11 protein-coding genes and 1 pseudogene are annotated in these 14,487 nt (G+C 52.3%); 6 read left to right on the plus strand and 6 right to left on the minus strand.

The window, feature by feature from the left end:
- Window positions 1–76: 76 nt before the first annotated feature.
- Both GOW60_RS20895 and GOW60_RS20900 read right to left on the minus strand, forming a co-directional pair.
- Complete coding sequence (locus GOW60_RS20895) at window positions 77–547, minus strand: phosphate-starvation-inducible PsiE family protein (RefSeq protein ID WP_171230802.1); 471 nt, start codon at window positions 545–547, stop codon at window positions 77–79.
- A gap of 434 nt (window positions 548–981) precedes the next feature.
- Window positions 982–3,645 (minus strand): cation-translocating P-type ATPase, encoded by a 2,664-nt coding sequence (locus GOW60_RS20900; RefSeq protein ID WP_254444052.1) that lies wholly within the window; start codon window positions 3,643–3,645, stop codon window positions 982–984.
- Window positions 3,646–3,908: 263 nt separating this feature from the next.
- Between GOW60_RS20900 and GOW60_RS20905 the strand changes: the two genes are divergently transcribed.
- The 5 genes from GOW60_RS20905 to arcC are packed head-to-tail and all read left to right on the plus strand — an operon-like array spanning window position 3,909 to window position 10,000.
- A complete protein-coding gene (locus GOW60_RS20905) occupies window positions 3,909–5,396 on the plus strand; it encodes a YfcC family protein (RefSeq protein WP_171230804.1) in 1,488 nt (495 codons plus the stop codon).
- A gap of 9 nt (window positions 5,397–5,405) precedes the next feature.
- Window positions 5,406–6,785, plus strand: a complete 1,380-nt coding sequence (locus tag GOW60_RS20910) for an amino acid permease (protein ID WP_171230805.1) — start codon at window positions 5,406–5,408, stop codon at window positions 6,783–6,785.
- Window positions 6,782–8,005 (plus strand): arginine deiminase, encoded by a 1,224-nt coding sequence (locus GOW60_RS20915; protein ID WP_171230806.1) that lies wholly within the window; start codon window positions 6,782–6,784, stop codon window positions 8,003–8,005. The genes GOW60_RS20910 and GOW60_RS20915 overlap by 4 nt, the downstream gene beginning before the upstream one ends.
- 55 nt (window positions 8,006–8,060) lie before the next feature.
- Window positions 8,061–9,059 carry an ornithine carbamoyltransferase gene (gene argF / locus GOW60_RS20920; protein WP_171230807.1) on the plus strand — a complete coding sequence of 333 codons (999 nt, stop codon included), beginning with the start codon at window positions 8,061–8,063 and terminating at the stop codon, window positions 9,057–9,059.
- Window positions 9,060–9,061: 2 nt separating this feature from the next.
- Window positions 9,062–10,000, plus strand: coding sequence for a carbamate kinase (gene arcC / locus GOW60_RS20925; RefSeq protein WP_171230808.1), 939 nt, complete (start codon window positions 9,062–9,064; stop codon window positions 9,998–10,000).
- 837 nt (window positions 10,001–10,837) lie between these two features.
- On the opposite strand, the gene GOW60_RS20930 is transcribed toward arcC, so the two are convergent.
- A complete protein-coding gene (locus tag GOW60_RS20930; protein ID WP_171230809.1) occupies window positions 10,838–11,371 on the minus strand; it encodes a hypothetical protein in 534 nt (177 codons plus the stop codon).
- Window positions 11,372–11,483: 112 nt separating this feature from the next.
- On the opposite strand from GOW60_RS20930, the pseudogene GOW60_RS20935 reads away from it, so the two are divergent.
- Window positions 11,484–11,894, plus strand: a pseudogene (locus GOW60_RS20935) (efflux RND transporter permease subunit); the annotation flags it as partial.
- Between the two features lie 153 nt (window positions 11,895–12,047).
- Here the strand turns inward: GOW60_RS20935 and GOW60_RS20940 are convergent.
- From GOW60_RS20940 to GOW60_RS21365, 3 genes are read right to left on the minus strand one after another with little or no spacing between them, the layout of a single operon-like run.
- Window positions 12,048–13,661, minus strand: a complete 1,614-nt coding sequence (locus GOW60_RS20940; RefSeq protein ID WP_171230810.1) for a tyrosine-type recombinase/integrase — start codon at window positions 13,659–13,661, stop codon at window positions 12,048–12,050.
- Window positions 13,658–14,074 carry an AlpA family transcriptional regulator gene (locus tag GOW60_RS20945; RefSeq protein WP_171230811.1) on the minus strand — a complete coding sequence of 139 codons (417 nt, stop codon included), beginning with the start codon at window positions 14,072–14,074 and terminating at the stop codon, window positions 13,658–13,660. The genes GOW60_RS20940 and GOW60_RS20945 overlap by 4 nt, the downstream gene beginning before the upstream one ends.
- Window positions 14,075–14,134: 60 nt before the next feature.
- A complete protein-coding gene (locus GOW60_RS21365) occupies window positions 14,135–14,335 on the minus strand; it encodes an AlpA family transcriptional regulator (protein WP_171230812.1) in 201 nt (66 codons plus the stop codon).
- Window positions 14,336–14,487: the final 152 nt, after the last annotated feature.

A 14,487-nucleotide genomic window follows, 5' to 3' on the forward strand; every position in this document is an offset into this window, starting at 1 on the left:
AAGTCCAGCCGCTCGTCATCTCAAAATTGAATATCTTGATGAATTGTTCCCTTAGTACAAAAAAGTTTTGGCACTACTATTCTTCCTTGGATTGTTCGGCGCTTTTGGTTCGCCCAAACCGAACACTAAAGGACGGCATATCGTGAACCAGCCAATAGGCGAGTGAACAAGCGACCACTAGAAGTGCCAGGCCGACCAAATCCAGTCCACTGGTTTTTTCTGTATCGAGTATAATGACCTTTCGTGCGACGGCCATGAGCGCCGTCGCAACCACTATCTTAACATGGATTACATCGTCGCGAAGATAGATTGTGATGTTTACGAATATTTCGATGGCAATTAGCACCGCCATGAAGGCGCCAAAAGTAGCTAATATTTCAGAGATTGTTAGTATGAATACAGGCTGATTGATTAGTTTTTGATATAGGGTCCAGGCCACATCCAAGACGCCAAGTAGTATAACCAGAACCATCATAACGGCCAGAATACGGACGGCAAACCGAATTATGACCTGAAGTTTTTCTATAAATGGATCCTTGTGTTCCATTTATCACCTCCCCCTCTTTGCTAAGTCAAGAATCCAAACGGGCGTTCTCTGCGCCACCATCGCTTGCTCCCCAACGGAAATATCTTGTACCATCAGTGCTTCATTTCAGCCGAGCTTACCTCGACGATTTTTGGCTTCACTCTAACGCCAGATGTCTTTTGTCCTGAGGGACTGGCTCGCTAGCCCCGTCGAAAGAAATTCCGAAATACTCATGGTCAACCACAAAAGAAACCACGAATTGTTTATTACGCTACTTGCCAATCGACAGAAGCCGATGACTATTCTTGAGTTCGCTTAAAGACGCGTCGCAAACCACTCCGAGAGGCCAAAGAGGTTAGATTACTCCGTCGACAAACTTAGCAAGATCCTCCTTTCCAAACAAAACAAGTGACCACCATATTAGGGTTAACAATTTAAACCCACACTCTTTCCACTCAAACGAATTTAAGATTGAACATCTCTTTCAGACCGGAAAGCACGAGTGTTGGAAGCGCCGCGACAAAGAACGTTCCCAACAGATGTGAAAGAGGCAATGGAACCGTGCCCAGAACGAAATGGCCCGGAGCAGAGTAAATTGCCAACAACGATAAAACGATTGAAATGCCGACTGCGCCTAGGAGCATTGTGTTGCCAAGCGGCGACTTGCGGTAAAGTGTCGTTGTAGTTCGCGCGTCAAAAACATGCCAGATTTGCGCAAATATGAGAGTCATGAAGGCAGCTGTTTGTGCGTGCTCCAGAGAGGCGCCGCGTTCGAGAAACTCTTGAAATACGTAGTAGGTCAGAAGACCCAATGCGCTGCCCCTGATCAGAATCCGCTCTTTCATTCCACCGCCAAACATGTCCTCGTCGCGCGGGCGTGGCGGACGTCTCATTAGATCAGGCTCGCTTTTTTCAAATCCCAGCGCCAGTGCTGGTAAGCCATCTGAAACTAAGTTCACCCAGAGGATCATAAGCGGTGTGATGGGAAGGAGGGGATCTGCTCCCATCAGCAGAAAAGCGAAAAGAATGGTTGTAACTTCCGCAACGTTGGCAGTCAGAGCTTGCCGGACGAATTTCAGTAGGTTGTCAAAGATTCTCCGGCCCTCACGAACCGCCGTGACAATAGTCGTGAAGTTATCATCCAGAAGAATCAACGCGGCGCTGTCCTTGGCAACCTGTGTCCCGGTAATCCCCATGGCGACACCTATGTCAGCCGCGCGAAGCGCAGGCGCATCGTTCACGCCATCTCCTGTCATCGCGGCCACTTCACCATTGGTCTGAAGAGCTTTAACGATGCGAAGTTTGTGCTCGGGCGTCACGCGTGCAAATACAGCTGCGTTCTTCACAGCGCTATTTAGATCTTCATCTTTCATTTGGTCGAGCTCGGCACCCGTGAATACTGCTTGCTGTGAACCCGACAGTACGCCGATTTGCTCGGCTATAGCCTTGGCGGTGACTGCGTGATCCCCAGTAATCATAACCGTACGGATTCCGGCACTAGTGGCTTCTGCTACGGCATGCGGGACTTCTTGTCGGGGGGGATCCATAATACCATGAATACCAGCGAGCACGATTTCCTGTTCTGGGTTGTCATGATCCAGTTCGTCTGGAGAAACCTCGCGATACGCTACCGCCAGAGTTCTGAGAGCCCGCTCGCCAAAGCTGTCAATGACATTTTCTATGTCAGCTCGTAGTTCTGGCGTTATTTGGCACTCCTCCTCGCCAATGCGGACCTTAACCGCTCGCGACAAAATTACGTCAGGCGCTCCTTTTGCAACCAAAACAGTCCGCCCGTCGGGGAGCTGTGCAAAGACGGACATCATTTTTCTTGTTGAATCAAAGGGGAAAGATTGAAGAGCCTCGCTCCGACGAGCCCTCAATTCTTCGACATCAATTCCAGCCTTTGCCGCAGCGACCAGAAGCGCACCTTCAGTCGGGTTACCTTGCACTGAGGTGTCAGCGCCTTTACCAATCAGCCGGGCATCATTGCAAAATGCAGAGATCATCAGCACAGGCCATAACGGTGTCCCCTCTTCGACCCTTGTGGCTTCGTTTTTCGAGTCCAGAAATTCCCCTGACGGGTCAAAGCCAGCGCCGCTAACGTCCCAGGTTTCGCCCCCAGCCCAAATGCGCATCACCTGCATTTGGTTTTGTGTAAGAGTTCCAGTCTTGTCCGAGCAGATAACAGACGTGGCGCCTAACGTTTCCACCGAAGACAGTTTTCGAGCCAGAGCGTTATTCGAAGCCATGTTCTGAGATCCGAGCGTCAAAAGTATTGTGACGACAGTTGGTAGGCCCTCTGGAATGGCAGCTACTGACAGAGAAATTGCTGTATTTAGCATTTCAGCGAGGTCCATGCCGTTGATAACGCCGATGCCAATGACGATAGCCACGACGATAAGGGCCGCGATAATAAGTACCTTCGAAAGTGCTTCGATTTTGAGCTGCAGCGGCGTCTTTGGTTCCTTAGCTGCTGACATCAGATCCGCGATATGGCCAACCTCGGTTCTCATGCCAGTTCCAACTACGACGCCTTCGCCGGTTCCACCTGTGACAAGGGTACTCATGAAGCCCATGTTGAGGCGATCGGCAAGAACGACCTCCCGATCGTTGATCCTGCGATCATGTTTGTCCACAGGTTCGGACTCTCCGGTCAGTGCAGCTTCGTCGACCTGCATTCTGCTGGCTTGAAGAAAGCGAATGTCAGCGGCGAGGATATCACCTGTTTTAACTATCAATATGTCGCCGGGAACCAGATCAGAAGCAGCGATTTGTACCTGGTCACCATCTCTTCTTACCAAAGCCTGAGGGGCCGACATCTCGCGAAGTGCGGCGAGTGATTGTTCTGCCTTGAACTCTTGCCAAAACGAGATGAAGGCATTGAAGATTGCGATCACAAAAATCGCCACGGCGTCGATCCAATGTCCAGTGAAAGCCGAAATAACCGCTCCCAAAATAAGGATTATTAGAAGCGGGCTCTTAAATTGATCGAGCAGCATTTTCCACGGCGGGTCAGCCTCGGTTTCTGATAGACGGTTCAATCCGTATCGGGAGAGGCGTTCCTTTGCGGTTTCCGAGCTCAAGCCGTGTTTAGGATCTACAGCTAGTGTCTCGGTCAAAGCAGTTCTCTCGATTGCCCAAGGTGCTGTCGGAAGTGCGGCTCGGTCGTCCGTGGCATGGGAAGCATGCTGCATAGAAGCCCCTTTTCGTTACGACGTGGGTGCAAATTTTCGCGTACACGTAACGCGAATCATCGATAGTCTACTTCCTACCCTCGATTTTTCACTTTACGTTGAGCCATTTTGGCTCGCCAAAATTTGAAACGAATCTAAATACATGCTCGTTTTTTTATGTCGCTCTGCTACCAACGCGAGAGTCTACTATGTCCAAATTCAAGTTTCCTACTGCATTTACAATCCTGTTTGCTCTGATCGTTATTGTAGCGGTTCTAACTTGGGTCATTCCTGCGGGCGAATACGAACGTCAGATGAACGAAGCTCTGGGCAGCGAAGCTCCTGTTCCGGGCACATATCACGAAGTCGAGTCTAACCCCCAAGGACTGACTTCGGTAATTCTCGCACCAATTGCGGGGATGTACGACCCCGGGCTTCTCGGAAGCTCTTCAAGTGCAGCAATTGATGTCGCTCTCTTCGTTTTGGTTATTGGCGGCTTCCTGATGGTCGTGACCAAGACTGGTGCCATCGACGCTGGCATTGGGTGGTTGCTGCTCAGGCTTGAAGGCCGCGAGATTTTAATGATTCCAATTCTGATGATTGCTTTTGCATTTGGCGGCACCAGCTATGGCATGGCTGAGGAAACATTGGCGTTTTATGCTCTTATTATTCCGGTCTTTATACGTGCGGGATATGATTCACTCACCGGTGTAGCAGTGATCCTGCTAGGAGCCGGAATAGGTACTCTTGGCTCTACCTTCAACGCATTTGCGACAGTCGTCGCCTCGCAAGGCGCTGGTATTCCGTTTACCAATGGCATCGTTTTGAGGTTCATTATCCTCATACTCTGCTTGGCAGCTGGTATCGCTTTTGTCATGAGATACGCAAAGCGAGTAAAAGCCGACCCCTCTGCATCTGTGGTTGCGGATCAAGCTGAGGAAAACAGAAAGCACTTTCTTAAGGGGTCCGCCGGCGATGATGCCTTGCCAGAGTTGACACGAACCCGTTCCATCATCCTGCTCCTGTTTGGAGTTACGTTTGCAATAATGATCTATGGTGTCGTGGTATTGGGGTGGTGGATGGCCGAGATGTCTGGCCTGTTCCTTGTTATGTCTATTATCGTCTGGTGGGTCGGAAAAACGGATGAAGGGTCCAGAATGGACGAAGGGACCTTTGTGGAAACCTTCGTTGATGGCGCGCGCGATTTGCTGGGCGTTGCCCTGATCATTGGCGTCGCGCGCGGTGTTGTCGTCATTATGGACGCGGGCAAAATCACCGATACAATACTCGCCGGAGCCGAGGGGTTTGTTTCGGGGCTGAGCGAGTTTGCTTTTATCAACGCGATGTTCGGCATTCAGGTTTTGATGTCATTCCTGGTGCCGTCCTCGTCTGGGCTGGCCACGCTTTCGATGCCGATCATGGCCCCACTTGCAGATTTCGCCGGTGTAGGCCGCGATTTGGTGGTCACAGCGTACCAATCGGCAAACGGATGGGTGAACCTCTTCAACCCGACATTTGCTGTCGTCATGGGGGGGCTAGCCATTGGCCGCGTGTCTTATGACAGGTGGCTACGCTTTGTGTTCCCGCTGCTTGTAATTCTTGCCGCAATCATCTGCGCGGCACTTACCGTTGGGGCCATTACTGATCCGGGGATCGACGGGCCCACAACCGAGACTTCAGACACAACATCGAACTGAGCCGTCGTAATGACCGATCGCTCCGCTCCAGAGACGACTTCGACATCGGGTGCCCTAGGGCTGACGGCCTGTATCGCTTTGGTTGTAGGAAACATGATCGGGTCGGGAGTGTTCCTTCTACCAGCGTCACTTGCACCGTTTGGGCCAATTGCAATTGGTGGGTGGATTCTGACTTCGGCAGGGGCGCTTGTTCTTGCGATCATATTCGGAAGGCTGTCACGCGTCGTTTCGAAACCCGGTGGCCCCTATGCCTATTCGCAAGAAGCATTCGGCGACTTTGCAGGCTTCATTATTGCATGGGGGTATTGGATCGCACTTTGGACCGGGAACGCCGCAGTCGCAGTCGCGTTGGTGGGATATCTGGGATTCCTGTTCCCGATTATCATCGAAGTGCCGATGTACGGCCTCTCGACCGCGTTGGTTGCAATCTGGACGCTCACCTTGGTTAACATCCGGGGGGTCGAAGGCGCTGGTTTGGTTCAGATCGTGACCACCGTTCTCAAACTCGCGCCGCTGATATTGATTGGCACATTGGGTGTATTCTGGATCAACACCGAGAACTATTTTCCGGTAAACCAAAGTGGCACCAAGGCGTTTACGGCGATTTCTGCCGCGGCAGCTCTGACGCTTTGGGCCTACCTGGGCCTTGAATCTGCGACCGTTCCCTCTGGCGATGTTATAGAGCCGGAAAAGACCATTCCACGCGCCACCGTGATCGGCGTGATTATTGCGGCAAGCGTCTATATCTCAGTAACCGCCGTTTCGATGGGCGTCATTCCTGCCGAGTTGCTCGCTGTTTCCGCCGCGCCTCTGGCAGCCGTCGGTGAGGTGATGTTTGGTTCCATTGGCGGCGTCCTTGTTGCGGTGGGCGCGGTGATTTCGACCTTTGGCACTTTGAATGGCTTTACGCTGCTCAGTGGCCAGGTCCCTTACGGTGCCGCATTGGATCGCGTCTTCCCTGCAGCCTTGGGCCAAAAATCCAAATTTGGAACGCCTGCTAATGCGTTAATCCTGTCGAACGCGCTAGCCTCGGTTCTTATCATCATGAACTATGCGCAAGGGCTGGTCGCCGCATTCAACTTTGTCATTTTGCTCGCCGTTGTCGCCAGCCTGTTGCCCTATGCCATCTGCTCTGTGGCCGAGATTTTGATCCGTCTGAAAGGCGGGCAGGTCTTGCATGGAACGGAACTGGCGAAGGTCGCCGTGCTGGGCGCGCTTGGGTTCGTTTATTCGGTCTGGGCCTTCATCGGCTCAGGCGCTGAAACTGTATTGGTTGGCTCCGTCCTGTTGCTTATGGGCGTGCCCATCCACGTCTGGGTCCGCTGGAGCCAGGCCAAGGAAATTGAAGACATTCAGAAAACGGATAGTTCGAAAGGAGAGTTGCAATGAAGCTCGGCGTTCATTCCGAGATCGGAAAGCTCAACAAGGTGATTGTCTCGCGCCCTTCACTGGCGCATGACCGACTGACACCGCGAAATTGCGAAGAGCTTTTGTTCGATGACGTGATCTGGGTCGAACAAGCTCGCAAAGACCACGCCGAGTTCTGCTCGCTCATGCGCGAACGCGGGGTCGAGGTTTATGACATTCAGGATCTGCTGGCTGAAGTGCTTACTGATAGTAGCGCTAGATCTTTCATGCTTGATCGATTGATCATTCCAAAAATTGTTGGCCTTGGCGTGTCTGTTGAGATGAGGGCTTGGTTGGACGAGATGAAAGCCGCGGATCTCGCGCGCCACATGCTTGGGGGTATCATATTCGCGGAATTACCCAAGGGAACCATTGACCCAAAATTCGACGATTTGATCACCCAGAGTGAGTTCGTATTGCCCGCTGTGCCTAACGCCCTTTTCCAACGCGATCCTTCGTGTTGGATATTCAACGGTGTGACAACGAACCCGATGTTTTGGCCCGCTCGCAAACCTGAGACCTTAATGATGCGAGCGGTGTATAAATTCCATCCGATGTTTAAGGAAGCCGAGTTTGATATCTGGTGGGGCGACAGCGATGAGGATTTTGCCAATGCCTCAGTCGAAGGCGGTGACGTGCAGCCTGTAGGTAAAGGAACCGTGTTTATAGGAATGGGTGAACGAACGACGAGTCAAGCTGTTACCCTTCTCGCGCAGGCACTATTCGAGAAAGGCGGGGCAGAGAGAGTAGTCGCCTGCGCGATGCCAAAAAGCCGCGCGGCCATGCATCTGGATACCGTCTTCACTTGTCTTGACCACGACAAAGTGACCGCATTCACGGAAGTAGCGGATCAGATCACGTGCATATCGCTGCGCCCGGACGACAAGAAACTGTTTGATGCAAGGGTCGAAGAAGGTCACCTGTTCGACGTTTACAAGGAAGCCCTCGGGCTGAACTCACTTGAAGTCATCTCGACCGGCGGCAACGAGTTCCAGGCCGAGCGCGAACAATGGGATGATGGCAACAACGTTGTGGCCCTCTCGCCGGGTGTTGTCGTCGGCTATGCGCGTAATACGTTCACGAACGGAAAGATGCGCGCAGCTGGCGTCGAAGTGATCGAAATCTCCGGTCAGGAACTGGGACGCGGTCGTGGTGGCGGCCATTGTATGACCTGCCCGATCGACCGCGACCCCGCCTATTGAATTTACTATGGGTGCAGCCGCCTGCGCCCTTTGATTTTTGTTAGGGAGAGACAAAATGGCATTCAATCTAAAAGGCCGTAGCTATCTGAAAATCGCCGATTTCAGCCAGCGTGAAATGTTGTACTTGCTGGATCTGGCCCGTGACCTTAAACGCGCGAAATACGCACGCGCCGAACAGCCGTCGCTGACCGGCAAGAACATCTGTTTGATCTTCGAAAAAACGTCGACCCGTACCCGCTGCGCCTTTGAAGTGGCCGCCTATGATCAGGGTGCGAACATCACCTATCTCGATCCATCGGGCTCGCAGATCGGGCATAAGGAGTCGATGAAGGACACGGCTCGCGTATTGGGACGCATGTTCGACGGGATTGAATTTCGCGGTGCGGGCCAGGACATGGTTGAGACTCTGTCAGATTATGCCGGTGTCCCGGTCTATAACGGCCTGACGGACGATTGGCACCCGACTCAGATGCTTGCCGATATGCAAACCATGATCGAACACGCTGACAAACCCCGCAAGGATATCGTCTATGCCTATTCGGGTGATTGTAGGTCGAACATGGGCAACTCGCTGCTGATGCTGGGAGCGATCATGGGTTGCGATGTGCGGATGATTTCACCAAAAGAAACGCAACCCCATGACGATGTGCGTGAACTGGCTAGGGAACGCGCGGCAAAATCGGGTGCGCGGTTGACGATCACGCACGACACCTCGGCCGTGGAAGGCGCGGACTTCATCCACACCGATGTCTGGGTCTCGATGGGTGAACCGAAAGAGGTTTGGGCCGAACGTATCAAGCTGCTGAGTCCTTATCAGGTCAACATGGATCTGATGAAGAAAACCGGAAATCCGGGTGTCAAGTTCATGCACTGCCTGCCTGCCTTCCACAATCTGGAAACCAAGGTTGGACAGGACATTCACGAACAATTCGGCATCACCGAGATGGAAGTAACCGAGGAGGTTTTCGAAAGCGATATGAACATCGCATTCGAGCAAGCCGAAAACCGGATGCACACCATCAAGGCGATCCTCGTCGCGACATTGGGAGCCTGATCATGGGACGCGTTGTTGTAGCACTTGGCGGCAACGCGCTTCTCAAACGGGGTGAGGCTATGACGGCGGACAATCAACGCAGGAATGCGAAGATTGCCGCCAAAGCCCTCGCCCCGCTCTGCGAAGCGCACGAAACCGTCATCACTCATGGCAATGGTCCGCAGGTCGGGATGCTAGCCCTGCAAGAGATTATGTATACGGATGTCGAGGAGTACCCGCTGGACGTCCTCGTCGGCGAAACGATGGGCATGATCGGCTACATGATCGAGCAGGAGCTTGGGAATATCCTGCCCTTCGAGCATCACATCGCCACCCTGTTGACCATGATCGAGGTCGACCCCAGCGACCCAGCCTTCGACAACCCGACCAAGTTCATCGGGCAGGTTTACTCCGAAGCGGACGCCAAGAAAGAGGCGGCTGACAAGGGCTGGACGGTGAAACCGGATGGCGAGTACTGGCGACGCGTTGTGCCATCGCCCCGCCCGAAACGTATCTTTCAGGTCGAACCAATCCGTTGGATGTTGGAAAAAGGCGCGACAGTGATCGCTGCCGGCGGCGGTGGTATTCCGACAATGTACGAGGCAGGAGCTGAACGGAAACTGGTCGGTGTCGAGGCTGTCATCGACAAGGACTTTGCCTCTTGTCTTCTGGCGCAGAACCTTGGCGCGGATTTCTTTGTTATTGCTACGGATGCAGAGGCCGTGTTCCTTAACTGGGGAACGCCTGAACAAAAGGGTATTCGATCGATCACTCCGGATGCGTTGGATGAATATGATTTTCCTGCAGGATCGATGGGGCCAAAGGTTCAAGCCGCGCAAGAATTTGCGCGATCAACGGGCGGCCGAGCGATCATTTGCGCCCTAGCCGATGTTCCCGCAGCAGTTCGCGGTGAAAAAGGAACTACGGTTTCTGAAAGCGCGGGAGAGACCAGGTTTCATTGATACAATGGGCCCAAAGAAAAATTGTTTTAAAGCCCTCTCTGATGTGGACAATACTCTCTGAGCTGGCCCACCGAATTGCTTTCTTTTGACTGCCCTTTTCGTCTTGTCGGCTGGCACTTAATTTTTGCCATGAACCCAGCAAGAAGCGGCGTCGACTGACGCTTTTAACTCCAGTGAATGATACTGGTTCGAAGGGAGTTCACGTGTCTTCAAACCGTTGACATCGTTTGTCGGGATAGGCGCTAAACTTTACAATCAACTGGCAATCTTCTCTTCCAGGCCACAACAGTCTGACAAGACAAACTATCCAACAACTTACGCGTCCAGAATTTCCGGCGCTTCTATTATTGGCCACCAGACATGTGTGGACAGCCATTCATAATCGATCCCACCCGCACCGTTCGCACCAGTTGATTGCTTGTGAGCAAGAATTAGTTCTTGGCTGAAACGATGCCCTCCTCGGACGAACTTTGTAAGCTCGCGGTGTACAGTCCAGTTTAAAGCCATACCCATTTCTGTGATTTGAAACCCATCGTCAACACGCTGTACGTTCGGGTTAGCCAGAAGATGAAGCTGTCGTCTTACGCTGGTCTGAGGGAGGTTAGTATACTTTGCTAAACCCCGAGTGGTCCATGGTTGGGGATAAATAACAAGAGCTTGATGCACCCTCTGCATCGGAGGAGGATACCTGAAATGATCAAAGCTGATTTGCCAGCGGCGCCATAGTCTTAACCGATTGCGCTCAGATTCACTCATCGACATAATTAGATACTTTAAAGGCTGTGATTTAGCTGACAAGCCAGATTAAGCTACGTTCTGATAGACAACAACTGTGCATTACCTCGGCGGATGATCGCTCCAAAGGTTGCCCGACTTAAAGCGCATATAACCGTAATCAAACAGCGCCTGCATATATTCTGGGTCGAATGGCTCGCTTAGAGGATGGTCGAAGTCCGTTCCAATCCATGTTGCCCGGTATTTTGCTCCTTTTTGAAGGCTGAGCTTGTAGGCTAATCTTAAATCACCAACGCCTTGAGCTTTGATAAGCGTGGAAAGTGATCGCGCTGAAACTTTGAAGAACCCTATCTCTGTTACCCTCAACTCAGGTTCCACTTTCCCGTTTCGTATCGCGTATGGTTTTCCGCCGCGCGCGTATTTTCTGGGGATATCCCATCCCGGCACGTACGCGGTTTGAGAATATACACCACCGTCAACGTGAAGTTCATCCCGGACACCTTCTTCAGTTTCAACATCAATTAAAACCGGAGGAAAAACACCCGGAATTGCCGCGGATGTGAGCAATACATCACCAAACGTCTTTTTTGCGTTTGGTGAATTACTGTTCGCGATGGCGCCCAGATCCCACAGCACTGGTCTTTGTGTATCCAAACTCACCGTCTGAACCAACAACCGCCGTCCGCGACGATGTACTTTGGCAATCTGCGATAGAAAATCGTCGGTTATGTAAGTTTCGACAAGTCAGCCACTTATCATATGGTTGACAGTACCTCTGGCTCTCATTGGAGTCGTCTGGGGGCTCGCGGCAACCAGAACGCCGCTCGAATTTATGGCAATACTGGGTGTTTTGTCTCTAACAGGGATGCTAATCAAAAACGCTATCGTCCTTATTGACGAAACCGATACTCAGATTGCTGGTGGAAAACCTCGGCTGCAGGCTGTTGTTGACTCAGCTGTTCTACGCGTCCGCCCAGTGTCACTGGGCGTACTTACTACTGTTCTTGGAGTAATGCCTTTGCTGTGGGATCCGTTTTTCGAGTCACTCGCAGTGGTGATCATCTGCGGTTTGAGTTTTGCGACCGTTCTTACGCTGATAGTAGTGCCAACTTTGTACTCAGTTTTTTTTAGAATAAATGGAGACGAAACAGCGGCTTAATCACTGATCTGAAAATTCCCATATGCTTGCGTGACCACACCCCAGCATGTTCTTCGTTTGGTGAAAGACAACTTCTTTGAGGCCGTTCTCGTAAATTCCACAGTCTGCTTTCTGCGCATCTATGCGGCTCGCGGTCAGCGCGGTAAATGACCCCTACTCCAGCACCTCATCTCCATCGCGGGCAGCCGCACGCCTTTCGGCCAGACGTTTGGCCATGTTGTACTCGTCACTGCCCCGTTCGAAGCGGCTTTCATAAAAGTCGAGCACCATTGCGTTTTCCTTGGCGGTTAGCAAACCACCAGTAGAAAGCCCTTCGATAATGCTGCGACGTTGATGGTCCGACATTTTTCCATAGTAGATTTCAGTAATTTTTTCGTTCGTATGGCCAAGGTTTAGGGACCAGGCTTTGCGGTCTTTGGGAGAGGTGCAAAGCTCATCCCCAAGCGCCTTGAGTGTATCACGTACAGAGTGCGGTGTGCATTTGCGTCCGATCTGGGAGGTGGCGAGATTAAAGGCACAGCTCACGGCTGAGGACGATTTCATAGGGGGTACGGGGCTGATCTCTGAACCGCGTTGTTTCAGATGTGCAAGCTCAGGGAAGACAGCGTCGTCTTGGGTAAAACCCAGTACAACCAACTCCGAAAGCCAGTTTACAAGGACCTCTTGGAAGGCTTCAGTGCGCGGGAAGAAAACACTGCGAAAGCTCTTCCCATTTTTCGCGCGCATTTCTAAGGCGTTCTGAACTAGTTCCCTTTTATAGAGGTCAATGTGTTTCAGTCTAAGTGTAGTGAGCGCTGCGGCACGTAACCCACTGGTGTAAGCACAAGCCACCATGGCACGATCACGACGCTCTGCAATTGTGCGATCTGGCATCTTCTCCAACATCTTTTCCGCCTGCTCGATCGTCAAATAGTCGCGATCATCACGCGGCAGGGTTTTGGCGTGTACCGCCTTTGGAAGCTCCAGATAGAGCGGGATGTTTTGACTCAAACGCTTGTAGCCGTCCTGAAGCCGGAGCCATTTGAAGAACTGGCGGACCTGCGACGCGTGGTGCCTGATTGTAGAATTACCCAAACCGCCATGCTCTTTGAGCGTTTGGCCAAGATTGACCAAATGATCACGAAAGTCTGCGGCGTCCTTTGGCGTGACCTTATCGAAGGCTTTGCCTCCTAGGAAAACCTCCAGCATGCGGATGCTCCGCAGATGGGCGCGTTTGGTCGAAGTCTCAAAGCGCCCAGCATAGATTTGCCACTCATGCACGATCCGATCGTTTGTAGGGTACCAAACCGTCTCGCGAAGGTCGGGTTTATTCCCGGTATCAGCTGGGATCTCACAATTACTTTCGTCTATCAGAGTCAGGCTGGTACCCGACATTAGGCATTTTTCTATGCTGTCGTATTCTGACGCTTTCAGTAACTTTGTTACCTGGGCATCGCAGGTAGCGCAGACACCCACAGCCATGAACCTATAACTGGAGGTTGTCATCAGCGAGATCGACTGAGGAGCGGGATAACCTGCGCTGCCGCAGCTCAAACAATTGAACTCACCCTGTTTTAGTTTAGCGAGCGGTTTGCGCTTCTGGCCATTGTGGTAGCGTTGCAGCTCAGCCCCACGAAAAACAAAAGGGCGCAGATCGTCTGATTTCCGCAGGCCGGATTTCATCCAGTCGGTGATGGCATTACGGCGAACATTGTAGATTTTGCATAGTTCATCTACCGAATAGACTTGGTCCTGGCAGACCTTCACCTTGTAGTGGGCCCGTGTCATGCTTCGTGCCCTGCCTTGCGACTTTTCTTTTTGGTTTGGCGTGATGCTTCAGCCAGTTTTTTCTCAAACGCGAGCAGGCTGGATAAGCGCCAGCGACTGCTGTTTGGGGGCAGTTTGATCGGTGCAGGTAGAACACCAAGCTCCACGCGTTTCCAGACTGTTTGGCGAGCGATGCCAAAGCGTTTGGCCACTTCAACGTCTTTGAGATATCGTTCGTCTTGGCCGAGGTTTTCAGCTTCAATTGCCTCCAACGCAGCGACTTGCGCCGAAGTCAGAGAAGGCGGAGTGGGCTGAAGCTGAACTTGAGCCTGAACCCCACCTTGATTGGTGTCAGACACAGGCGGTTGCGAAACGGGAGTAGAGGGATCTGCGAACAGATCCCCCACTGCGGCGGTGTGGTTGAATTTAGCCATCGGCACCCCCATTCAGAGATGCCCGGTTATGGGAAAGAGAAAAGCTCTGGGGGTGGTACATCAAGCGCCCTCCCGCAGGAGTTCGCGGATGTCACCAACACGCCAAGCTGTTGTGCGAGGTCCGAGGCGCACTGGCTGAGGGAAGCGCCCTGCGCGGACGCCTGCCCACCACGTCGAACGGGATACTGGTACGGGACCTTGAGGGTGCAGGATCTGCTTTTCGCGCAGCAGCGCATCGTCGGGAAGATCGTCAAATAGCATCGTAGTCCATCTATGTTTGTTACAGATGGTCCAAGGGTGACGAGGTCCGGTCTTGTGCTGAGCAGCCTCAACTGACTGGTCCAAGTTGATTGTTAGTGCATCATCGGCCTGTGATCCATCGGGATGATGGTTTCGGGCGCTGGCGGGCGGTA

Source organism: Ruegeria sp. HKCCA4008, from assembly GCF_013033125.1.
Lineage (GTDB): Bacteria > Pseudomonadota > Alphaproteobacteria > Rhodobacterales > Rhodobacteraceae > Ruegeria.

Coding starts and splice junctions, on each gene's coding strand:
- GOW60_RS21365 (WP_171230812.1), bottom strand. CDS start 14,335: ATGCTATTTGACGATCTTCCCGACGATGCGCTGCTGCGCGAAAAGCAG.
- GOW60_RS20895 (WP_171230802.1), bottom strand. CDS start 547: ATGGAACACAAGGATCCATTTATAGAAAAACTTCAGGTCATAATTCGG.
- arcC (WP_171230808.1), top strand. CDS start 9,062: ATGGGACGCGTTGTTGTAGCACTTGGCGGCAACGCGCTTCTCAAACGG.
- GOW60_RS20945 (WP_171230811.1), bottom strand. CDS start 14,074: ATGGCTAAATTCAACCACACCGCCGCAGTGGGGGATCTGTTCGCAGAT.
- GOW60_RS20940 (WP_171230810.1), bottom strand. CDS start 13,661: ATGACACGGGCCCACTACAAGGTGAAGGTCTGCCAGGACCAAGTCTAT.
- argF (WP_171230807.1), top strand. CDS start 8,061: ATGGCATTCAATCTAAAAGGCCGTAGCTATCTGAAAATCGCCGATTTC.
- GOW60_RS20905 (WP_171230804.1), top strand. CDS start 3,909: ATGTCCAAATTCAAGTTTCCTACTGCATTTACAATCCTGTTTGCTCTG.
- GOW60_RS20910 (WP_171230805.1), top strand. CDS start 5,406: ATGACCGATCGCTCCGCTCCAGAGACGACTTCGACATCGGGTGCCCTA.
- GOW60_RS20915 (WP_171230806.1), top strand. CDS start 6,782: ATGAAGCTCGGCGTTCATTCCGAGATCGGAAAGCTCAACAAGGTGATT.